Source organism: Micromonospora peucetia, from assembly GCF_900091625.1.
Taxonomy (GTDB): domain Bacteria; phylum Actinomycetota; class Actinomycetes; order Mycobacteriales; family Micromonosporaceae; genus Micromonospora; species Micromonospora peucetia.
The window spans coordinates 64552-86018 of record NZ_FMIC01000002.1; the positions used below are offsets into that span (position 1 = coordinate 64552).

Annotated in this window: 20 protein-coding genes; 11 read left to right on the forward strand and 9 right to left on the reverse strand. The window is 70.0% G+C overall.

Annotation, left to right across the window (positions count from 1 at the left end; all coding sequences use genetic code 11):
- The first annotated feature begins 84 nt into the window (after positions 1-84).
- On the forward strand, positions 85-1029 hold the full coding sequence (locus GA0070608_RS00800) for an acyltransferase domain-containing protein (RefSeq protein WP_091619878.1): 945 nt from the start codon (positions 85-87) through the stop codon (positions 1027-1029).
- A 171-nt stretch (positions 1030-1200) separates the two neighbouring features.
- Positions 1201-1701: a MerR family transcriptional regulator gene (locus GA0070608_RS00805; protein ID WP_091619880.1), complete on the forward strand. Its 501-nt coding sequence runs from the start codon at positions 1201-1203 to the stop codon at positions 1699-1701.
- 250 nt (positions 1702-1951) lie between these two features.
- On the opposite strand, the gene GA0070608_RS00810 is transcribed toward GA0070608_RS00805, so the two are convergent.
- Genes GA0070608_RS00810 through GA0070608_RS00825 form a run of 4 tightly spaced genes read right to left on the reverse strand, consistent with a single transcriptional unit; the run spans position 1952 to position 8478 of the window.
- A complete protein-coding gene (locus GA0070608_RS00810) occupies positions 1952-2848 on the reverse strand; it encodes an NAD(P)-dependent oxidoreductase (RefSeq protein ID WP_091619884.1) in 897 nt (298 codons plus the stop codon).
- A gap of 39 nt (positions 2849-2887) precedes the next feature.
- On the reverse strand, positions 2888-4480 hold the full coding sequence (locus tag GA0070608_RS00815; RefSeq protein WP_091619890.1) for an MFS transporter: 1593 nt from the start codon (positions 4478-4480) through the stop codon (positions 2888-2890).
- A gap of 33 nt (positions 4481-4513) precedes the next feature.
- Entirely contained in the window at positions 4514-5155 is a 642-nt protein-coding gene (gene wrbA, locus GA0070608_RS00820; RefSeq protein WP_091619893.1) for an NAD(P)H:quinone oxidoreductase, read from the reverse strand.
- Between the two features lie 50 nt (positions 5156-5205).
- Positions 5206-8478, reverse strand: coding sequence for an AfsR/SARP family transcriptional regulator (locus tag GA0070608_RS00825; protein WP_245715651.1), 3273 nt, complete (start codon positions 8476-8478; stop codon positions 5206-5208).
- Positions 8479-8704: 226 nt separating this feature from the next.
- Here GA0070608_RS00825 and GA0070608_RS00830 point away from each other — a divergent pair, with 226 nt between their 5' ends.
- Positions 8705-9868, forward strand: a complete 1164-nt coding sequence (locus GA0070608_RS00830) for an MFS transporter (protein WP_245715652.1) — start codon at positions 8705-8707, stop codon at positions 9866-9868.
- Between the two features lie 691 nt (positions 9869-10559).
- On the opposite strand, the gene GA0070608_RS00835 is transcribed toward GA0070608_RS00830, so the two are convergent.
- A complete protein-coding gene (locus GA0070608_RS00835; RefSeq protein WP_141719387.1) occupies positions 10560-11120 on the reverse strand; it encodes a hypothetical protein in 561 nt (186 codons plus the stop codon).
- Between the two features lie 16 nt (positions 11121-11136).
- On the opposite strand from GA0070608_RS00835, the gene GA0070608_RS00840 reads away from it, so the two are divergent.
- The 3 genes from GA0070608_RS00840 (at position 11137) to GA0070608_RS00850 (ending at position 13445) form a co-directional block, all read left to right on the forward strand.
- Positions 11137-12081 (forward strand): NucA/NucB deoxyribonuclease domain-containing protein, encoded by a 945-nt coding sequence (locus GA0070608_RS00840; RefSeq protein ID WP_141719388.1) that lies wholly within the window; start codon positions 11137-11139, stop codon positions 12079-12081.
- A gap of 52 nt (positions 12082-12133) precedes the next feature.
- The gene (locus GA0070608_RS00845) at positions 12134-12709 is read left to right on the forward strand and encodes a hypothetical protein (protein WP_091619914.1); all 576 of its coding nucleotides are present in this window, start codon (positions 12134-12136) and stop codon (positions 12707-12709) included.
- 289 nt (positions 12710-12998) lie between these two features.
- Positions 12999-13445 (forward strand): hypothetical protein, encoded by a 447-nt coding sequence (locus tag GA0070608_RS00850; protein ID WP_091619917.1) that lies wholly within the window; start codon positions 12999-13001, stop codon positions 13443-13445.
- Positions 13446-13491: 46 nt separating this feature from the next.
- Here the strand turns inward: GA0070608_RS00850 and GA0070608_RS00855 are convergent, their stop codons facing one another.
- The 4 genes from GA0070608_RS00855 to GA0070608_RS00870 form a co-directional block, all read right to left on the reverse strand.
- Positions 13492-13863, reverse strand: a complete 372-nt coding sequence (locus tag GA0070608_RS00855) for an ArsR/SmtB family transcription factor (RefSeq protein ID WP_091619920.1) — start codon at positions 13861-13863, stop codon at positions 13492-13494.
- Positions 13864-13981: 118 nt separating this feature from the next.
- A complete protein-coding gene (locus tag GA0070608_RS00860; protein ID WP_091619922.1) occupies positions 13982-14389 on the reverse strand; it encodes an arsenate reductase ArsC in 408 nt (135 codons plus the stop codon).
- A gap of 17 nt (positions 14390-14406) precedes the next feature.
- Positions 14407-15510, reverse strand: a complete 1104-nt coding sequence (arsB, locus tag GA0070608_RS00865) for an ACR3 family arsenite efflux transporter (protein ID WP_091619926.1) — start codon at positions 15508-15510, stop codon at positions 14407-14409.
- A gap of 124 nt (positions 15511-15634) precedes the next feature.
- Entirely contained in the window at positions 15635-16012 is a 378-nt protein-coding gene (locus tag GA0070608_RS00870; protein ID WP_091619929.1) for an ArsR/SmtB family transcription factor, read from the reverse strand.
- 515 nt (positions 16013-16527) lie between these two features.
- Between GA0070608_RS00870 and GA0070608_RS00880 the strand changes: the two genes are divergently transcribed.
- From GA0070608_RS00880 to GA0070608_RS00900, 5 genes are all read left to right on the forward strand, one after another.
- Positions 16528-17784, forward strand: coding sequence for a M28 family metallopeptidase (locus tag GA0070608_RS00880; RefSeq protein WP_218107477.1), 1257 nt, complete (start codon positions 16528-16530; stop codon positions 17782-17784).
- 12 nt (positions 17785-17796) lie between these two features.
- Positions 17797-18123, forward strand: coding sequence for an ArsR/SmtB family transcription factor (locus tag GA0070608_RS00885; RefSeq protein ID WP_091619942.1), 327 nt, complete (start codon positions 17797-17799; stop codon positions 18121-18123).
- A complete protein-coding gene (locus GA0070608_RS00890; protein WP_091619945.1) occupies positions 18123-18620 on the forward strand; it encodes a GNAT family N-acetyltransferase in 498 nt (165 codons plus the stop codon). The genes GA0070608_RS00885 and GA0070608_RS00890 overlap by 1 nt, the downstream gene beginning before the upstream one ends.
- Positions 18621-18692: 72 nt before the next feature.
- On the forward strand, positions 18693-20111 hold the full coding sequence (locus tag GA0070608_RS00895; RefSeq protein ID WP_091619948.1) for an FAD-dependent oxidoreductase: 1419 nt from the start codon (positions 18693-18695) through the stop codon (positions 20109-20111).
- Positions 20111-21370 carry an MFS transporter gene (locus GA0070608_RS00900; RefSeq protein WP_091619951.1) on the forward strand — a complete coding sequence of 420 codons (1260 nt, stop codon included), beginning with the start codon at positions 20111-20113 and terminating at the stop codon, positions 21368-21370. The genes GA0070608_RS00895 and GA0070608_RS00900 overlap by 1 nt, the downstream gene beginning before the upstream one ends.
- The last annotated feature ends 97 nt before the right edge of the window (positions 21371-21467 follow it).

Below are 21467 nucleotides of genomic sequence, written 5' to 3' on the forward strand. Positions count from 1 at the left end.
CCGCCTGCCGGGGCCGCCGTGGCGGGATCTGCCCGAGCGGTACGGGCCGTGGAAAGATGCCGACCGGCCGGTAGGGTCGTCCGCGTGGATCTGGACGACACCGCCGCCCGGCTCGGGGTACCCGTCGAGGACGTCGACCGCCTGCACCGGCTCGCCAGCGACCGGCCGTCGGCTCCGCTGCCCGCCAAGGCCGACGCGCCCGCGATCCTCGACCGGCTCGCCGTGCGGCCGGACGACGCCGCCGAGATCATGGCGGGCTGGCCCGATCCCGACTCCTCACTGTGGACTCCGGAGCTGCGCTGGCTGCTCGACCGCTCGATCGCCCTGGTCCGCGCCGATCTCGGGGGCCACGGCTGGCTGCCGCCCGGTCCGGCGCTCCCGCGCGAACGGGGCCCCGCCTGGCGGCATCTCTACGTGTACGCGTACCTGGCCCTGGTCGACGTCGTCACGGGATACCACCGCGACCACGGCATCGCCGATACCGTGTCGTGGGCGACCCTCGCGGACCTGGGCCGCAACCTCGCGATCGACCGGCGGATGCACCGCGAGGGCTGGCCGGTCATGCAGAACTGGCTGACGCTGCACGCGCGTGGCGGCATCTACGAGCTGGGCCGGCTGCAGCACCAGCGCGGCGGCACCGCCATCGCCCTGCACATCCCCGAGTCGGGGCCGATGACCCCGGAGGCGGTCGCGGCGTCGCTCGACGAGGCCCGTACGTTCTTCCCGCGCCATTTTCCCGACGAGCGCTACGCGGCGTTCTCCTGCGGCTCGTGGCTGCTCGACCCGCAGTTGCTGGAGTACCTGCCCGGGGACTCCAACATCGTCCGGTTCCAGCGGAGATTCGAACTGGAGCCCTACCAGGAGCCGGAAGGGCTGGACGCCGACGTCGAGGTGCTGCGGTTCGTGTTCCGCACCCTGACCACGCCGCTCGACCAGCTGCCGCGCCGCACCGCGCTCCAGCGCGCGATCGTCGACCACCTGAAGGCCGGCCGCCACTGGCACGTCCGCCGCGGCCACATCCCGATCTAGTGCCGCGGCCTTGAACGTTGACCGGGGTTGTCCGCCACGGTGTGCGGCGGCGGAGGATCCACAAGCGGGACAGCGCCATACGACCACCTCCCCCACGGACCGGCTCGGCGGGCCACGGCACATGCATGTCGATTTGACCCTGCCCATGGGGCTGGCCTCAGACTCGCGGCCATGTCCCGGTTGTTGACCACGGGTGAGTTCGCAACGCAGTCGCGACTGAGCCTCAAGGCGTTGCGGCTGTACAACGAACGCGGTCTGTTGGATCCGGCGCACGTCGACGCTCGAACCGGCTATCGCTACTACGGCACGGCCGAACTCGACCGTGCCCGGCGGATCGCCCTCCTACGCGGGATCGGGGTGCCGCTGGTCGACATCGCCGACGTGCTCGCGCTTCCCGGCCCGCAAGCCGCCAGAGCCGTCGATTCGTACTGGCGCCGAGTCGAAGCAGACCACGCAGCACGTCGTCCAGTCGATCGGGGTACGCATCGAGCAGGCACACCGCGAGGCATACATCCTGCTCAGAAAGGCGCAGGCGGCGTACCCATCGATCCTGCAGGCCTACGACGCCGTTGGAGCATGGCTCGACGACCGGGGCCGGACGCTCAGCGCGTCCGCACGGGAGGTCTACTACCCCCACTGGGCCACAGCCGACGACGAAGACGAATGTGTTGACGTCGCGTTTCCCTTCGACCCCGCGCCCCTGGGCTGGCCTGGTCAGACGCAGCACCAAGGCCAGTGAACAACGTTCAGTAAGTGCCGCGAGGCCTCCGGTTCAGGCTTGTTCTCGCCGAACAACCCCTTACCGGAGACCTCGCCACATCCGGGCGCCGGTGTGGCCCCACCCGGGCCTCAAAATGCACGCCCTACAGGGAATTTGCGACGCTGCGGCCTGTGGCGTCCCCCGAGCGCTGAGCAACCGCCATCATGACTTCGCCAACAGCTCGAACAAGCTCGAGAATCCCTGAGCGCCGAAGCCGCCAGCGATCCGGCGATCCATCAGGTCCTTGACCTCTCGCATCCGCACGGCTTCCACGCCGATGGATTCCCGATGGCTGATCAGGTCGTCCATCAGCGCGGCCTGGACGTTGAGCGAACCAAGATCTGGTGGGTACTCGCCGCTCTTGACCGCCTTGCCGATCGAGCTCAACAGCGGTGGCAGCGCGGCCACGGAACTGGCGACACGCTCGGCGAACTCCGCCACGTCAGCTCCTTCCGCCTGGACCAGCCTCAGCGTGTGCAGGAACCCGATGAGAATCTCGTAGCCCATCGCAACCTGCGCCATGAACTCCACGGCGGCCGAGCCAGCTTCTTCCCCGTGATAGACGACAGTGCCCAACTCCCGCAGCAGTGGCTCGTGAGCATCGAACGCGCTGCGGGAACCGCTGAACAGGAACATGACGTTTGGCGTGCCCACGTACGGCGGATCTCCCATGATCTTGCCATCGAGGTACTCGGCGCCGCGCTCACTCGCCCAGCGCTCATTCGCCCGCGCCTGGCTGGGAGAGCCACTCGTCAGGTTCACCAGCACCTTGCCGGTGACCGCAGCATCGACGGAACCCAGCACCTCGTCAACCGCTGTGCTGTCGAGTAGACAGACCACGACGAGCGGGCTCGCAGCCACCGCCTCCGCAGCCGTCGTAGCCGCCGTGGCACCGGCGTCGACCAACGGCGCACTCTTGCTAGCGGTCCGGTTCCAGACCGTCGTACGGTATCCGCGGCTGATGAGCGTCTTGGCGATCGCCGATCCCATGTCACCGAGACCGAGCACGGTGACCTGGCTGGCCCGGTCATTCAGGCCGTCGGTTTTCGTTGTCGTCATGATGTTCCTTTCGTCATTCACTCAGGTGGTCCAGGTGCGTCAGGTGGCGGAGAGCGAGCCCTCAGTCGCCGCCGACGCCTTCCCCGCTGGTGTCGAAGCCTCGCCTGGCACTACGGCATCGCGATTCCTGCGCAGAATGGTGAACGCGATGGTCGCGCTGATCGCGGCGATGACAGCGCAGGCGAGGCCAATCACGTTGAGTCCGTTGGTGTAGGCCGTCCCGGCGGCGGACAGCAACTCCGCAGCGGCGTTGGCCGGCAGGTCCTGGGCGACCGTGACAGCACTTTCCATGCTTTCCTCAGCGGCCCTCGCGGCGGCCGTCGGCGTGCCGTCGGGCACTTCGACCGACCCCCGGTAGACCGCGGCGCCGAGGCTGCCGAGCATGGCGACACCGAGCGCAGTGCCCAGGTCACCGCCGATCGACGAGAGGGCCGCCGCCGACCCGCCCCGCTCTGGTGGGGCGGATCCGACGACCAGGTTCGTGCCGAGTGCACCGACCGTGCCGACGCTGATGAAGACGATCACGAAGCCGGCTATCAGCATCGGCCGCCCGCCCGGAGTAACCAGGGCGAGCACCAGGTAGCCGATCGTACCGATGAGCAGGCTCACCCCGATGACGCTGCCGGGCCGGTACCGCCTGGCGAAGATCGGAGCCAGCTGCGAGGCGATGATCGATGCGATGGCCGCCGGGAGCATCCACAGACCCGCCTCCAACGGCGAGAGCCGCTCCACCATCTGGAGAAACCCGGTGATGAAGAGGTAGCCGCCACCGGTGCCGATCATCGAGACCAACAGGATCAACAACGCAGCGGTGAATGTGCCGACCCTGAAGAGATCCAGGTCCAGAAGCGGATCGGCGAGCTTACGCTGCCGCCACACGAACACCGCGCCGACGGCCACGCCCACGACGAGCGTGGCGGCTGGCGTCGGCTCAACGCCGTGGCGTGCAAGCTCCTTCAGCCCATGGATGATCAGCAGGATCGATGCCAGCGACAACACGACGCTTGGCAGGTCGAGCGGGCCGGCGTTGCGGTCCTTGTACTCCGGCAGTACGACCGGCGCGACGATCAGCAGGGCCACCATGACGGGCACGCCGAGCAGGAATGCCGAGCCCCACCAGAAGAACTCCAGCAGCGTGCCGCCGATCACCGGACCAAGCGCGGTGCCTCCCATGAAGCAGCCTGCCCACGCAGCGATGGCACGGCCGCGCTGGTAAGGGTCGTGGAAGATGTTGTTGATCAGAGCGAGGGTGGACGGCATCAGCGTCGCGGCGGCGATGCCGAGCAACGCTCGGCTGACGATGAGCTGCTCGGCGCTGCCAGAGTAGGCCGCCAGCACCGAGGTGACGCCGACGGCCGCGGCACCGATCATCAGGAGCTTGCGCCGGCCGACCCGGTCCCCCAGCCTGCCCATGGCGACAAGGAAGCCGGCGATCATGAAGCCGTAGATGTCGATGATCCACAACAGCTCGGTGCCGGTGGGGTTCAGCTCCTCAGCGAGGTGCGGCAGGGCCAGATACAGCACGCTCTGGTCAAGGGCGATCAGCAGGGTGGGCAGGGCGAGCACGGCGAGCCCGAGCCATTCCCTGGCCCCGGCCTTCCGGGTGTCGGTCTCGAGGGCGTCCGATGACACAGGTCTTTCTCCTTGGTCCACGGCAGCGGGCTCTTAACCGAGCTGGCTGTCGGCGCGGACGGCGGCGACAGCGGCTGCCATGCGGGTGAGGCGTGCGCCCTGGAAGCAGGCCATCTCGAGGACAGCTTTGGCGTACTCGGGATCCCGGCTGGCGCGGCTCTCCACCAGGCTGACGCCGTACGGGTTTCCGCCAGCGGCGTGAGCGGTGTCGTAGTTCAGGTAGCCCGTGGGCAGGATGATCGCCCCCCAGTGGTGGAAGGTCTGGTAGAGGCTGAGCAGGGTCGCCTCCTGGCCGCCGTGTTCCTCATAGGTGGCGGTGAAGCCGGTCGCCGGCTTGTCGGCCAGTTCCTCCGCCTGCCACGGGGCAGTCGTGGTGTCGAGAAACTGGCGCAGCTGGGAGCAGACGTTTCCGAAACGGGTCGGCGTGCCGAAGGCGTACCCGTTGGCCCACCGAAGGTCGTCCAGGGTGGCGAGCGGGATATCGGCAGTGGCGTCGAGATGGGCTCGCCACTGCGGCTTGGCATCGACGACCTGCTCCGGTGCCAACTCTGCCACCCGGCGCAGGCGGACCTCCGCGCCGGCGTCGGCGGCTCCGTCGACAAATGCCTGCGCGAGCCGGTGCACGGTGCCGGTGGCGGAGTAATAGATGACGGCGATCCTGGCATCGGTCTGCACGGTTGCCTCCTGAGGTCGGCTCGGTTCTCGGTCAACCGTGCCGAGCAGGCTTACCGTTCGCTGACCATCCCCTTACCGACGTCGCTGAGCGCCTGTTCGTCGAGGTCAAGCTGTGCGCCGCGGCTCATCTCGGCAGCGAGTTCCTGGCTGCCGAGCGCCTCCCGGAGGCGGAAGGTGATGCGCTGGACGTCATGCTGCTCGCCGGGGGGCAGCGGCGCTCCGGCGGCCTCGCGCAACGTCCGGGCCGCGGCGAGCAGCCGCACGGCGAGGCGATGGCCACCGCCGAGGCTGGTGGCCCCGGCCAGTCCCTCGAGGGCCAGGGCGACTGCTCGGTGATCTCCGGTGGCACGCGCCGCGTCGAGCGACCCACGGTGCCGGCGCTCGGCGAGGACAGCATCACCGCGGTGCTCCGCGATGAACCCCAACTCGGCCAGCGCGAGCGCGCAGCCTGGCAGGTAGCCGGCGCGGCGGTTCCAGTCGAGCAGGTCACGCTGCTGGGTCTCGGCGGCGTCGAGGTCGCCCCGCCGTCGGGCGATCATTGCCAGGCCCGTGCCGGCGAAGGCGGCGGCGGAGCGGCTCGACTGTTCCTGCGCCACCTGTAGCGCGCGGTCGTGATTGACGGTGGCCTCGTCGAGGTCGCCGCTCAATATGGCGAGCCGGCCGATGCTTGCCAACTGCCGGGACACCGACGTCCACAGCCGCAGGTGTTCGGCGATGCGCAGCGCCTCCCGGTAGCGCGTGGCGGCTTGGTCGTAGTCGCCGTGGATCTCGGCCAGGGTCCCCAACAGGCTCGTCGGATGCACCTGTCCCCAGCGGTCGCCCAGTTGCCCGAACAGCGACCGACTGGTCTCGCAGTCACGCTGCGCAGCGGGCAGGTCGCTGCGGAGTACGAGCGCGAGGTCCGCTCGGGTGGCGCAGGCGGCAGCGATGCCCCACCGGTCCCCGTTGGCGCGGAACGCCGCCAGCGCCGCGTTGACCAGGACGGCGGCCTCGTCCGGATCTCCGGAGCCGAGCATCATGAAGGCGAACAACCACTGCGCGAACGCCTTCTCCGGCCCGTCGGCGTCCTGGTAGCGCTCCAGGATCCGCTGCCGGGGAGCGGTCGGGTCACCGTCGCGGGTGGCGAGGGCGGTCAGCCACATGTCCGCATTTCGCCGCAGGGCGTCCGGTGCGACGTCGTCCTCGCTCCTCGGGACGATGTCCAACGCCGTTCGCAGTGACCGGCTCAGCTCTCCGAACCGACCCCGGAGCAGCCGGTACCAGGACAACGAGGTGGCGAGCGCCAAGCCCACGCCGGCCTGACCGTCGGTGGCGGCGACGTCGAGCGCCGCCCGGAGGTTTGCGTTCTCGGCGTCGAGTTCGCGTAGCGCGCGACTCTGATCATGACCACGTAGCCGCCCGGCGGCCTGCTCGGCGAGACCGGCGAAGCACGTGGCGTAACGGCGACGAGTTGCGGGCAGTTCGCCGGCGCTGTCGAGCTGTTCGAGACCGTAGGCACCCACCGTCTCCGACAGCCGATAGCGTCGCGGACTCTCGTCGTGCCGCACCATGACCAGCGATCGGTCGATCAGGCGTGCCAGCACATCGAGGACCTCGTCTGATGCCACCGGCCCGCCCGGGCACACCTGCTCGGCGGCTGCCAGGGTGGCGCCGTCGGCGAAGACCGCCAGCCGGCGCAGCACCGCGCGTTCGGGAGGTGACAGCAACTCCCAACTCCAGTCGAGCATGGCGCGAAGCCCCTGCTGACGCGGGGGCGCGGTACGCCGGCCGGAGGACAGCAGTCGGAAGCGATCGTCGAGCCGCGCCGCAAGCTCGCTCGGGTCGAGAACGGACAGCCGGGACGCGGCCAGTTCCAGCGCCAGCGGTACGCCGTCGAGACGCCGGCAGATGGTGGAGATCGTGTCCTTGTTCCGCTGGTCGACGGTGAACCCTGGCTCGGTGGCGCGGGCACGGGCTACGAAAAGCCGAACCGCCGGGGCCCCGGCGATCTGTTCCGCGGTAGCTCCGGGCTCCGGCAGGGCCAGCGGCGGCACCGGAAGGACGACCTCGCCGGGGATTCCGAGCGGCTCGCGGCTCGTCGCCAGGATGCGCAGGTTGGCCGCGGCGCCGAGAAGTCTCTCGGTCAGTTGAGCGATCGGCGCCACCACGTGTTCGCAGTTGTCGAGCAGCAACAGCATTCGCCGATCTCGCAGCGCGGCGACCAGCCGGTCCATCGGCTCACGTGGTCGATCACCGGGCAGGCCGGGCGGGCTGTCGTCCCGGATCTCAAGAGTCGCCGCCACCGTGTCGACTACCTCGGTGCAGGTCGCCTGGTCGCCGCAGTGCGGCTGGCCAGCCAGCTCGACGAGCCACACTCCAGCGGGGAACGTGTCGGCCAGCACACGAGCGGCCTCGAGTGCCAGCCGGCTCTTTCCTACCCCGCCCAGACCGGTCAGGGTGACCAGCCGCTCGTTCGTCAGCCGCTCCCGTACCGCCTCGACGGCCGTGTCGCGCCCGATCAGTCCGCCGTACGGACCGGGTGACAGAGGTGCCGGCAGGTTGGTTCGGGCCGGAGTCGACGGCGGTGCCGGCGGTTGCAGGGCGGGATCCTGGCGCAGGATCGCCCGATGCAGCTCGGCCAACTCCTGGCCGGGATCGATGCCAAGTTCGTCGCGCACCTGCCGACGGAACTGCTCGTAGGTGGACAGGGCCTCGTGCTGGCGTCCCGAGCCGTACAGGGCGCGCAGGTGCGCGGCCCGTAGTCGCTCACGCCACGGGTGGCGGGCGACCAGGTCAGCCAGCTCACCGGCGAGCAGGTGGTGCTCACCAAGGTCGAGCCGGGCCTCGGCCAGCTCCTCCAGCGCGGCCAGGCGCTGGTCGTTGAGCCGCTCGGCCGCCTGGCGCACGAATCGCTCGTCACCGAAGTCGGCGTACGGGGAACCGCGCCACAGCGACAGGGCCTCCGTCAGCGCTGCCGCCCGACCGGCTGGCTCCCGCTGCGCACCCGAACGTGCCAACAGGGCGGCGAAGCGACCGGCGTCGACCGATTCCGACGACGTCCGCAGCCGGTAGCCGGCGTCACCGGACTCGACCAGCGCACGGCCACCCGCCTCACCCGCCCCCAGCGCGCGGCGCAACTGCGACACCTTGGTCTGGAGTGCCCCGAGCGCGTTGCCCGGCGCCTCGTCACCCCAGAGATCCTCGATCAGCCGGTCGGCGGTCACCGGGCGTCCCTCATGAACCAGCAGGTCAGCCAGGAGACCACGAACCTTCAGGCCGGGCACGGCGACAGGTTTGCCGTCCGACGTCCACACCGCGATCTCGCCCAGCACTCCGAACCTCACGGCTTCACACTAGCCAGACAGCTGCCCCGCCCCGCGTACGTCCGTCGACCGTCGGCCTGCTCACCGGGACGCGGCGCCGACGTCACCGACGCGTACGTCAGCCGGCCGTCAGCCGGCGGTAAGGAACCCCGGTCAGGCTGAACCGAGCCGACACCGGAGGAATGAGATGGATCGTCTACAGCCGCGCCGAGCTGCTCACGGCCACAGGCATTTCACATCAGGGCGGGTGGCCACACCCTGGCTCGCCCTGCTGGCCGGTCCGCTGTCGTACGGGATTGCCGCACCGGCCCTGCTCCTCGACGACCTGGCGCGCGCAACGGGTACCGGGGAAGAGTCCGCGGCCGCCGGGGTAACCGCCTTCGGCTGGGGGATCGCGTTGGGGACGCCGCTGTTGGCGGCGCTGCTGGCCCGTCGCGGCGTACGAGCGGTCCTGACCGTCGCGGCCGCGCTGGTGGCCGCGGGGACGCTCCTCCTCGTGCTGGTGCCGAGCATGCCGGCGCTGGTGGTCGGTGCGGCGGTGCAGGCACTGGGGTCTGCCGGCCTCACTGTGACGGCGATGAAACTGGCCGACTCGGCCCGGCAGATGGGGGTGGTCGCCGCATCGCTGGCGGTCGTCGGGGCTACCGGTCCGCTGACCGGCGCACTGGTTGCCGACATCTCCTCGTGGCAGGTGGCGCTGGCGTTGCCGCTGCTGGCGGTGCTCGCCGTGCCCGCGGCTCGCCGCGGCTCCACCTCGCCGGACGCGGCGCCGGCGTCGTTCGATCCCCTCGGCATGGCTCTCCTGGCCATGCTGGTCACCGCAGCCGTCCTCATTCCGCACCGACCGCTGGTGACCGGCCCGGCCACCGTAGCGCTGCTGCTTCTGCTGGTGACCTGGATCAAGGTCCGTCCGGACGGCTTCCTGTCTGCCGCGGTGGCACGCAACGGCCGGTTCCTCGCGGCGTGTGTGCTGGCCTTCGCGCTGGGAGTGGTGAACTTCGCCCTGCTCTACTCCGCGCCGGACCTGCTGCGACAGCACGCGGGGTGGGAGAGCACCCGGAGCGGGATCGTGCTACTGGCGCCGTACCTGCTCGGCGGCTTCTGCTCCGCGTTCCTGGTCGCGGCGTCCGGGCGGGTGCCACGCCGCGTCACGGCCGCCGCGTTGCTCGCCACCGGCGCCGCCGCGACGCTGCTGGCGGCGGCTACCACCGCCGTACCGCTGCTGCTCGCGGCGATGGCGCTCGGCTCCCTGGCCGCCGCGACCGGCCAAGGCGTCCTCGCCCTGCATGCGACCGGCGTCGTATCCGCCTCCCACCGGGCCGAGGCCCTGGGTCTGTTCAACCTCGCCTACCTGCTCAGCGTCGCGTTCGGACCGGCGATTGCCGTGGCGCTCTCGCACCCGACCGCCTGATCACCTGAGGTGCGGTTCAGCGTCGGGCCGCCTCATCGGTGACCTCGACGATCACTCCGGCGGTCAACCGTGATCCGTCGCCGGTCCTGACCCGTGGCCCAGAGCGTCCATCTCGGCATTGCGCGGCAATGGCTCACCCCGGATCGCCCGAACGCTCGGCCGACTCCTGCCAGTTGGCGTCCGTGGAGGCCCTGTCCCCCCTCGACCCATGCCCACACCTCGGGAGAAGATCCGGCGCGAACAGCCAAAAAGCGCAGTGCAGCATATCGATACGTATTCACTATCGTCAATCGCATGGCGAGGTCGCCTATCTGACACCTCGCGGGGTCGCCGTCGCATCGTATGCTGCGTGAACGCGATGTCCTTGGTCTGACACATGCGTTGACTCGCGCCACGAATCGTCGTTGACATTGAGTCGTTCGTACTCCGATCCGAGTACTGCGACCTACCGACGGGGGCCTGGTTCGGTGGAGAGTTGCTCTCCGTGCACCCATGACGGCACGTCGCCAGTGAGCGGGCGCCGCCTGCGGAGACGCGTGTCACGTGATCCTTGTTCCGATTCCGTCGCGATCATTCTGTATCGATGTCGCGTGCAGGTAAACGGCCGGCCGAAAGCAACGATCAGGGAGGTAACGTGTTTCACCGCCATCTTCGCCACCCACGTACAGGGGTGGCTGCCATCGCGGTTGCATTACTGACCGCCGCGGCACCGCTGTCCGTACCCGCACACGCTGCCCCGGAGGCGCACCGGCAGGTCGCTGACGATGCCAGCCTCACGGTCAAGACAACCATCGGCATCCGAGGGGACGACCTCGATCGGCTGCGCGCCCAGGGGCAGCAGTTCGGTGCGCCGACGCCGGCCCGGCCGACCGATCCCCAGCCCGCAGAGCGCGCCGATCGGTACGACCAGCGGCAGCGGGTGCCGGCGCTGTCGCTGCTCGACGCGCAGCAGGAGGCCAACCGGCAGATTGCGGCGCACCCGGAGCCCGCCAGGCCCGCGTCCGAGGCGTCGTCGCCGCGCACCATGGTCGCCGCGCCGATCGGCGAACAGCCCGCCGCCAGCCACGTCAAGGAATGTTTCGACGCCGGCGGCGCCGACCGCGGCATCGGTCGTGTCCACAACCGGTTCACCTACTGTGCCAAAATCAAAATGACGGCCGAGTACTGGGAGATCGACAAACAAGGGCATTCCCATCGAAAAGGAAGGCACCACGACGGCGAATTTGGAGGTCTTCACCCAGAGCGACGACAAGGAGCGCAGAGTACGGGTGTTCTCCAGGCTCGAGAGAGACTCGGTCGACTACGACTGGGGACCGATCGACAACATCTTCGTCGCACCCTACGTGCCCTTGAGCCTGATCTCCCATTGCAGCGAGGAATTCGAGATCTGCCACGCCTCCCGGGGCCCGGCGACGATGGCCTGGATAACGTGGGACAACAACACCCGCTGGTACTACTGGGACGTTTACAACCACGAGGTGGTGACCGCCGGCCGGGACAAGCTGTCATTCAATCGCTGGTACGTGTCGGCCTTCACGGACTCCAGGGAGTACCGCACGATCCGGCCAGGCAACAGCGCACCGCGGCTCGTGCGCTGCGACTCGGCCACATACTTCCAGAGGTTCGGCACGCGCTACCCGAAGGCATGCATATTCGCGGAGACCATCCCGCACCTGACCTACGATCTGGTGTCGGACTACACCGACGTGTCGCTGCACATCTGGAGAGCTCAGAACGACCCGAACGACACCTATCCGATGCTGGCGCCGGACGGCGTTCCATGGCCGCGTGACAAGAGCATTCCGGGCAAGTTCTTCCCCGGCAACAACACCGCGCCGGCGCTGCACAGAATTACGCAGGAACTACACCCGACGCTGGTGCAGGCGAACAGCGACCATAAGAACGGCGCCTGCTACGGCTTGCCGCCGTACGGGCACATGTACCAGCTGACCGGGCTGCCCGTGCCGCCCAAGACCCCTGAGGAGCAGTGCGACGAGTACCCGTTCGCCTCGACCCTGGAGGGCGCGGGACATCCCGACCCGGAGAATCCCGATTTCAACTTCTCGGTCGAGGCGGTCAAGCAACACGACAACAGCGTCGCTGGCGGCAAGCTGATCGCCTACTACGTCGACGATAGGATCCTGGCCTGGGACGCTGGCCTTGACCAGCCGTTCGAGGTCAACGACAAGTTCTACGTCAATATCCGAGGCTGACGAGCCCGGTGGGGCCTCGCGGCCACGAGGCTCCACCGCCCGGAGGTCACCCATGCCGGAACCGCTCAACCTCAACCAGGCGCTCGGCGAAGGGTGGTGCATCACCGTCACTCCTCTCCGTGCCGAGGAGACACTCCAGCGCATGGGTGTGGCTCAGCCCCGCGACATTCCCGACGCGGTGCAGCTGGTCGCCGATCGGCTCTCCGCGCGGCGGGCGGATGATCGGTCGGTGCTGCTACTGGCGAAACAGCTGACCCCGCAGTGGACGATCGCCCTTGAACTGGAGGCGACGACCGGCTGGGTCGGCCTGGACCAGGCCGTGCTCTCCCAACTCTCCGCCGCAGGCGGCGCCGCCTGCTCCGTCATGTCCGACCCGAACCAGGTCAACGCGACGTTCGCCGTGGACGGGCACGTGAACGCGACGATCGACCTGATCACCGGCAGAGTCTGGGGAACGCCACCCGAGCCCGTCGTCGCCACGTTCGGTGTCGGCGGACCTCGTTCCCGCACCGACCTGACCTTTTCGCAACGCGCCGCCGCGGTGCTGGAGACGATGACCGGCGTACCGGTCGACGCCTCCCTCTTCTTCGAAGGCCTCTGGAAGGGCGGGCTGACCGGCGGCTCGTGACTTTCACAGCGAAGCGCAGTCCCACCTGATGCCCGGCATGATTCTCAAGCGGCGTCGCGGAGGCCCTCACGGCCCGCGACGGGCCGCATCGGAGTAGGCCGGAACGCCCTGGAGAACAGGAAGCTCTCCAAGCCGATGGTGTGTGCCGACGGCCGGAATCGACCGGCCGCTCAGCGGAAGTGCCGCTCGCCGGTCAGGTTTCGACAACCCGCCCGCGGGCAGGGCCGCTGTCGTGCCCCTGCGCTGAACCTCTACACCCACCGATCCGACGGGCGGGACCAGCGCATCCGTGGGGCGTTCGCTGACGATCCGCTGTTTTCCAACGACGACTAGCGATGAGATCAGCAGAGGCATCCCGTTCTGGGCCTCGATCAGCCTGGGCTTCACCGATGAGCACTACCATCTCAGCTGCCCACACTGCGCGACCCGTCTAGCGATCGTCATCGGCGAATACGGCCACTACTCGGCGATCCGCGACCACAACAACGGCGACATCAGCCGCCTTCCGCTCGACCCCATCACCGCACAGGACCTGACGGGGATCGGTCGGTGGATGTACGACACCGCAGCCGCTGGCGGCGACACGGCTCTCGCCCACGGCCTCACATACCTGTTCGGCCGGGCCAGATGCGGTATGTGCGGCAGCAGGTTCAAACTCGCCGACTGGTTCGAAGCCGAGAACAGCCCCGCCCAGCCCATCGACCCGATCCTGCCACCAACCGACCGCTCGACCTGACACCTGCCGGGTCAGTTGGCATGGCGCCGGTCTTCGACGGTGCCAGTCAGCGGGTCTTCTTCGTCGCCCGTTTGCGGGGTGGCGTCAACAGTTCGGCGATCGCCGCGATCGCGGACGGCACCAGGCGGTAGTACGCCCAGACACCGCGCTTCTCGCGCTCGAGCAGGCCGGCCTCGGTGAGGATCCGAAGGTGATGACTCACGGTCGGCTGGGAGAGCCCAAGCGGCGCGGTGAGGTCACTCACGGACGCCTCGCCCTCCGGAGCGGACTGGATCAGACTGAGCAGTCGCAGCCGGGCCGGGTCGGCGAAGGCCTTCAAAACTCCCGCGAGCCGTTCGGCATCGGCGCGCTTGATCGGCTCGCCAGCAAGCGGCGAGATGGCAGGCATCGCAGTTTCCGCAGTTCCCACGTCTTGCATCGTTGCAGCAACACCACCGGTAGGCCGTGAAACGAGGGCTGGATCACGGTGAGTTCGCCGGTAGGGAGCCTTCTGCACCCGTCCGGTCGGCTCGGCGTGACGATCTGCTGATGAGGGCTCAGGTGATGGGGCGTAGCTCGGCGAGGAGCGTCTCCACCCGGGTACGGATCTCGTCGCGGATCGGCCGGACGGCTGCGACGCCCTTGCCGGCGGGGTCGTCGAGCTTCCAGTCCTCGTAGCGCTTGCCGGGGAAGACCGGGCAGGCGTCGCCGCAGCCCATGGTGACGATGACGTCGGACGACTCGGCGGTGGCGTACTCCAACAGTTTGGGGGTCTGGTCGGTGATGTCGATGCCGACCTCGCGCATGGCTTCGACGGCGGCGGGGTTGACCGCCTCGGCGGGGGCGGAGCCGGCAGAGCGGACCTCGACGGTGTCGCCGGCGAGGTGGCGCAGCCAGCCGGCGGCCATCTGGGAGCGGCCGGCGTTGTGGACGCAGACGAACAGGACGCTGGGCTTGTCGCTCATGGTGGTTTCCCTACCGGTCAGGCGTGGGCTGCATCGGATGAGGTGGAGGTGAAGAAGCGGCGGCGCGCCCAGAGGGAGACGTAGACCAGTCCGACGAGGACGGGTACCTCGATCAGTGGGCCGACGACTCCGGCGAGGGCTTGGCCGGAGGTGACGCCGAAGGTGCCGATGGCGACGGCGATGGCGAGTTCGAAGTTGTTGCCGGCGGCGGTGAAGGCCAGGGTGGTGGTGCGTTCGTAGCCGAGGCCGATGGCGCGGCCGAGCGCGTAGGAGCCGGCCCACATGAGGGCGAAGTACACCAGCAGGGGCAGGGCGATGCGGACCACGTCGAGGGGGTGGCTGGTGATGGCGTCGCCCTGCAGGGCGAACAGGATCACGATGGTGAACAGCAATCCGTAGAGGGCGGTCGGGCCGATCCTGGGCAGGAAGCGGGCCTCGTACCAGTCGCGGCCCTTGGCGCGTTCGCCGAGGCGGCGGGTGAGGTAGCCGGCGAGCAGTGGGATGCCGAGGAAGATGAGCACGTTGCGGGCGATGTCCCAGGCCGAGATGGTCAAGTCGGCGCCGGAGAGCCCCAGCCAGTCGGGAAGTACGGAGAGGTAGAACCAGCCGAGCAGGCCGAAGGCGAGGACCTGGAAGACGGAGTTGAGCGCGACCAGGACGGCTGCGGCTTCGCGGTCGCCGCAGGCGAGGTCGTTCCAGATGATGACCATGGCGATGCAGCGGGCCAGGCCGACGATGATCAGGCCGGTGCGGTACTCGGGCTGGTCGGCCAGGAAGATCCAGGCCAGGGCGAACATCACGGCGGGGCCGACGAGCCAGTTGATGACCAGTGAGGAGATCAGCAGTCGGCGGTCGCCGGTGACGGTGTCGAGCCGGTCATAGCGGACCTTCGCCAGCACCGGGTACATCATGATCAGCAGGCCGATCGCGATCGGTAGGGAGATCCCAGCCACCTTCACCGAGTCCAGCGCGCTGTTCAGGCCGGGAATGAGCCGGCCGAGGAGCAGTCCGGCGATCATGGCCAGCCCGATCCAGATCGGCAGGAACTGGTCGAGTCGGGACAGGCGGCCGACGACGGCACTTTCGCCCGGGTCGGTCTGGGAGGTGGTGCTGGTACTCACAAGCGCTTCCGTCCATTTCAGCGGTCGTTCTCGTCGAACACCCTGCGCGGCATCGGCCGCGACGCCACCCACGTCGTCACCGGCTTGGCCGAGGGCCTGCACGGCGCGGGGCGTCAGCCACGGCTTACGCGGCGGCGGCCGGTTCGACGGTGAGCAGTGCGGCGAGTTGGCGCAGGATGGCGGGCCGGGCCCGGTAGTACACCCAGGTGCCCCGCCGCTCGGCATCGACGAGGCCTGCCTCGCGCAGCGTCTTGAGGTGATGCGAGATGGTCGGCCCGGTCAGGTCGAATGCGGGGGTCAGGTCACAGACGCACGCCTCCCCGCCCTCGGCGGAAGCGATCATCGACATCAACTGCAACCGCACCGGGTCACCGAGTGCCTTGAACGCTGGCGCGAGAACGGCGGCGGTCTCGGCCGGCACCCGGCGCTGCGCCAGCGGCGGGCAGCACGGCGTGTCTGCGGTGAGGTCGATGACGGGAAGCGACGCCGCTTGCTTTGACATTCCTCTAGGTTGACAGATGTCTAAGCAGCGTGCAAATCTTTGCTTCGACGGACGTCAAGACAGGCGTCGCGGGAAGGGGATCCTCATGTTCGGCAGGGCTCGGCGGTCAGCGGCAGCCCGGGCGGGAGTGCGGTTCTGCGATTCCTGCGCCGAGGTGTCCACCGCGGCGCAGCGGATGCAGCGTCGCTACGACCGCGCCCGGACCAGCGTCTACACCCTGATGAGCCTTCGTTAACCCCCTGGTCGAAAGGACGTTTGATGAGCGAGAACACCCAGACCACCCCCGCGTTGACGGGCGGGTTCGCCGGAGATCCGGCCGCCGCCCTGGCCGTGACGGGCTCCGGTTCCTGCTGCGGGAGCCCGGCTGCGGCAGTCGGCTCGATCCTTCCGCCCGCTGGCCAGGCGGCAGCCGCGGGACCGTGCTGCGGCACTCAGCAGGCCTCCGAAGCGGCGGGCTCCTGCTGCGGCACCGAGGCGAGGGCCGAGGCCGTGAACGCGGGTCAGGGGTGCTGCGGATGACCTCGGCATCGGGATCATCCGCCCACCTGGAGGCGATCCTCGCGAGAGTGTCACCCGGGCGGATGCTCGCCACCGTCACCACTCTCTCCTCGGATGACTTCACCGGCCGTCGGGTCGGCACGGCAGGCGGGGCCGCCGCCCGCGCCTGGCTCACCGAGTGCCTCGCCGGCCTCGGCGCGACGGTCGCGACGGACGATTTCCCGGTCCGTGCCGTGCCCGACGTGTACGCGGCGCCCACGGTCATGTGGGGCGAGGGCGAGACCTCGACAGTGTTGGCCTTCGGCCGCGAGGTCGCGGTCCACTCGGCCTCGGCCGACACCGTCGAGGCCAGGCGCGGCCCGTTGGGCGTGGCCGGCAGCAGTGACCCGACCGGCCGGTGGCTGGTGGCGCCCACGGGCATGAATCTGTTCGACGCCTACCGTGACGCCCAGGGCGCCGCGGGCCTGCTGGTGAGCCGGGCTGTCGACGCAGACGGCTGGCAGTACACGGCCCTCGCCGGCCCGAACCCGGGACCCCTGCCCATCCTGACCCTCGACGCGGGCACCCACCGCGCTGCTCTCGCCGCCGCTGCCACCGATGCGGGGTGGTTGAGCGGAAACACCCCGCTGCGCCGTCGCGACGTCACCGGCGCCAACATTCATGCCGCCTTACAGGCGGCGTCGCCGGGCGGGGTCGAGGTGTTGCTGACCGCCCACTACGACGGTGTCGGCGATCATCCGGGCCTGCGCCAGCCCGGCGCGGCGGACAACGCCAGCGGCGTCGCGGTGATCCTGGAAGCCGCCCGGATCCTGTCCACCGCGCGGCCCCCGGGGGTGGGGCTGTCCGTCGCGCTGCTCGACGCCGAGGAGGTCGGCGCGCTGGGCTCCGCCCACCACAGCCAGCGGCTACGTACCACCGACGCCCGTCCGCTGATCATCAACGTCGACGGCGCCGGCCTCCTCGACCAGGCCGCCGCGGTCGAGGCTGGCGGGCCGGCCCACGCGCTACTCGCCCTGCTCGACCAGGCCGGCCGGCACACCGGCGTTCCCCTCGTCGCCGGACCGGTCGCCTCCGACAACCGCCGCTACGCAGCCGCCGGCCTCGCGGCAGTCGGCATCGGCGCCGGGATGGGCGGCTACCACAGCCCCGCCGACACCCCGGACCGCGTCGACCCGCACACCCTGGCGGCCGTCGCCCGACTGGTTGTCGCGGCCGTGTCTCTCGCCGCTTCCGCACCCGCTACACTTCCATCGCCAATCGGCGATAAACGATAGAAGGGGGCGGGTGTGGACGAGCTGCTCGACCGGGCGACCGCTCAGCGGTATGCGTCGTGGTTCCGGGCCCTCGCGGACCCGACTCGGGTGCAGATCGTCGAGTACCTCGCCCGCCATGCCAGGCCGATGAGTGTCGGGGAGATCGTCGCCGCCGTCGGCCTGGCCCAGTCCACCGTCTCCCAGCACCTGAAGATCCTCACCGAGGTGCGGTTCGTCCTCGTCGACCCGGTCGGCACGGCCCGGCACTACCGCATCAACGACGCCTGCGTCGGCTGCTTCCCCTCCGCCGCCGACGTCGTCATGGGCCGACCCGCTCCCCACCCGAACGGAGCCTGCTGATGGCCGACATCACCGTCCGTCCCATGGCGGCCGACGACGCCGCGCGGGTCCTCGCCATTTACCAGGCGGGCCTCGATGGCGGGCACGCCAGCTTCGAGACCAGCGCACCCACCTGGGCGGCGTTCGACGCCGCAAAGCTGCCCGCGCACCGCTTCGTGGCCGTCGACGGCGACGACCTCGTCCTCGGCTGGATCGCCGTCTCGCCCACTTCGACGCGCGCCGTCTACGCCGGCGTGGTGGAGCACTCCGTCTACATCGATCCCGCCGCCCACGGCCGAGGCGCCGGCCGGCTACTCCTCGACGCGGTGATCGCCTCCACCGAAGCCGCCGGCATCTGGACCCTCCAGTCCGGCGTCTTCCCCGAGAACACCGCCAGCCTGACCCTGCACCAGCGCGCCGGCTTCCGGATCATCGGCACCCGCGAACGCGTCGGGTGCCACGACGGCCGATGGCGCGACGTCGTCCTCCTCGAACGACGCAGCCCCGCCATCACCTGACCAACCCCAGCCCAGGCAGAGCGCCCGTCCACCTACCTGATCTGACAGTTTTCAATACAAAGGAGTTGTCTGATGAGCACCCTGACCGAACTGCCCGTCGTGGTGATCGGCGCCGGCCCGGTCGGTCTGGCCGCCGCCGCGCACCTGTACGAACGCGGCATCACTTTCACCGTCCTCGAAGCCGGCGACACCCCCGGCGCCGCGGTCCGGCAGTGGGGGCACGTGCGGGTCTTCTCCCCGTGGCGATACAACATCGACCCCGCCGCCCGCCGGCTCCTGGACGAGGCCGGCTGGGTCGCCCCCGACCTGGAAGCCCTACCCGCCGGCGCGGAACTCGTCACCGACTACCTTCAGCCCCTCGCGGAACTGCCGCAGCTCAAGCCCCACCTGCGCTACGGCACCCGCGTCGAGGCGATCAGCCGGCTCGGCCTGGACCGCCTGCGAACCGCCGGGCGCGAGACCACCCCGTTCCTCATCCGCCTCGCCGACGGCGAGGAGATCCTGGCCCGGGCGGTCATCGACGCCTCCGGCACCTGGGGCACCCCGAACGTCCTCGGCGCCTCCGGTCTCCCCGCCCGCGGTGAGCGGGACGTAGCCAGGCACCTGGAGCACGCGCTGCCGGACGTCCTCGGCGCCGACCGGGACCGGTTCGCCGGCCGGCACACCCTCGTCGTCGGCGCCGGCCACTCCGCTGCCAACACACTGCTCTCCCTCGCCGAACTGGCCGCCGACCAGCCAGGCACCGAGGTGACCTGGGCGATCCGGACCTCCTCGCCGGCACGCACCTACGGCGGCGGCGACGCCGACGCCCTACCAGCGCGCGGCGCACTCGGCTCGCGGCTGCGCGACCACGTCGACGCCGGCCGGATCCGGCTGCTCACCGGCTTCTCCGTGCACGCCCTCACCCCGACCGACGGCCGGGTCACCGTGGTCGTCCGGCACGCCGACGGCAGCGAGGAGCCCATCACCGTGGACCGCATCGTCGCGGCCACCGGCTTCCGCCCCGACCACACCATCGCCGCCGAACTGCGCCTGGACCTCGACCCGATCATGGGCGCCACGCGCGCCCTCGCCCCACTGATCGACCCCAACGAGCACTCCTGCGGCACCGTCCCCCCGCACGGCGTCGACGAGCTCACCCACCCCGAGGTCGGCTACTACGCCGTCGGCATGAAGAGCTACGGCCGCGCCCCCACCTTCCTCATGGCCACCGGCTACGAGCAGGTCCGCTCCGTCGTCGCCGCCCTCGCCGGCGACTGGCAGGCAGCCCGCGACGTCCAGCTCGACCTGCCCGAAACCGGCGTGTGCAACAGCAACCCGGACGACTCGGCGACCAGCGACAGCTGCTGCGGGCCGGCGCCGGCCGCCGAGCCGGCGGGACGAGGGCTGGCCACCGGCATCTCCGGTGGGCTGCTGGCCGCGCCGTTACAGCTGGTCACTCTCAACGCCGTACCCGCTGGCGCTCAGGCTGGCGGCTGCTGCGGCAGCTGATGCCCACCACCACGACAGTGCCCGCCGACCCCACGGTCGGCGGGCACCACGCCCACGGCTGGCGGATCGTCGCCGCCCTCGCCGTCACCTCGACCATCGGCTACGGCACGCTCTACTACGCCTACGCGGTCCTGCTGAACCCGATGGCCGCCACCCTCGGCGTCTCCACCACCGCCGTCACCGGCGCGCTCACCGCCTCCGTCCTCGCTGGCGCACTCTCGGCCATCCCCGTTGGCCGGTGGCTCGACCACCACGGCGGACGTGCCCTCATGACCACTGGTTCGCTCGCCGCCACCGCCCTGCTCGTGGCCTGGTCACAGGTCCACACCATCGGCCAGCTCTACGCCGTCATGATCGGCATCGGGATCACCGGCGCGATGGTCCTCTACGAACCCGCCTTCGCCGTCATCGTCTCCTGGTTCACCCCTGACCGACGCACCACCGCCCTGCTGGCGGTCACGGTCGTGGCCGGGTTCGCCAGCACCATCTTCATGCCCCTGACCGGCCTGCTCGACGCATATCTCGGCTGGCGCGACACGCTGCTCGTCCTCGCCGCCATCCACGGACTGGTCACCGTGCCCCTACACGCGCTCACCATCCGCCGCCCCCAGCCGACAACGACGACTGCACCCGCCCACACCACACGACCCGAGCACACCCACCGGCGCGCGGTCGTCACGGCCGCGATGCGCGACGCCCGGTTCTGGATCCTCGCCGGCAGCCTCGTCGCCCACGGCGCGGCCACCAGCACCATGACCGTGCACCTCATCGGCTACCTCGTCAGCCGTGGGCACCCCGCCACCTTCGCCGCCACCGCCGCCGGCCTGCTCGGCGTCCTGTCCGTCACCGGCAGGCTCGTCCTCACCGCCGCCCGCCGACACCTGCAGGTCACCACCATCGTCGCCGCCGTCTTCGCCACCCAGGCCGCCGCCGTCCTCGCGATGCCCCTGCTCGCCGACACCCGCACCGGCGCGATCGCGACCATCGTCGGCTTCGGACTCGGCTTCGGCATCACCAGCCTCGCCACTCCCGCCCTGCTCGCCGACCGGTACAGCACCGCCGCCTACGCCACCATCGCCGGGCGACTCGCCGCCCCCGTCACCATCGCCAAAGCCGCCGCACCCCTCGCCGCCGCCACGCTCCTGCACACCGCCGCGGGGTACGTGCCGCTGCTCACCGCCGTCGCTGGATGTTGCGCCCTCGCCGCCACCTGCATGCTCACCCGCGCCACCACCACACCACCCAACCCCGCCGGCTGAGACGGAAACCACCCGGCACCTGCGGGCCCGCACGAGCCGAACAGGTAGCGCCCCCTCTACCGATCTCCAGGCGAGGATTGACAAACCGACCCACCGC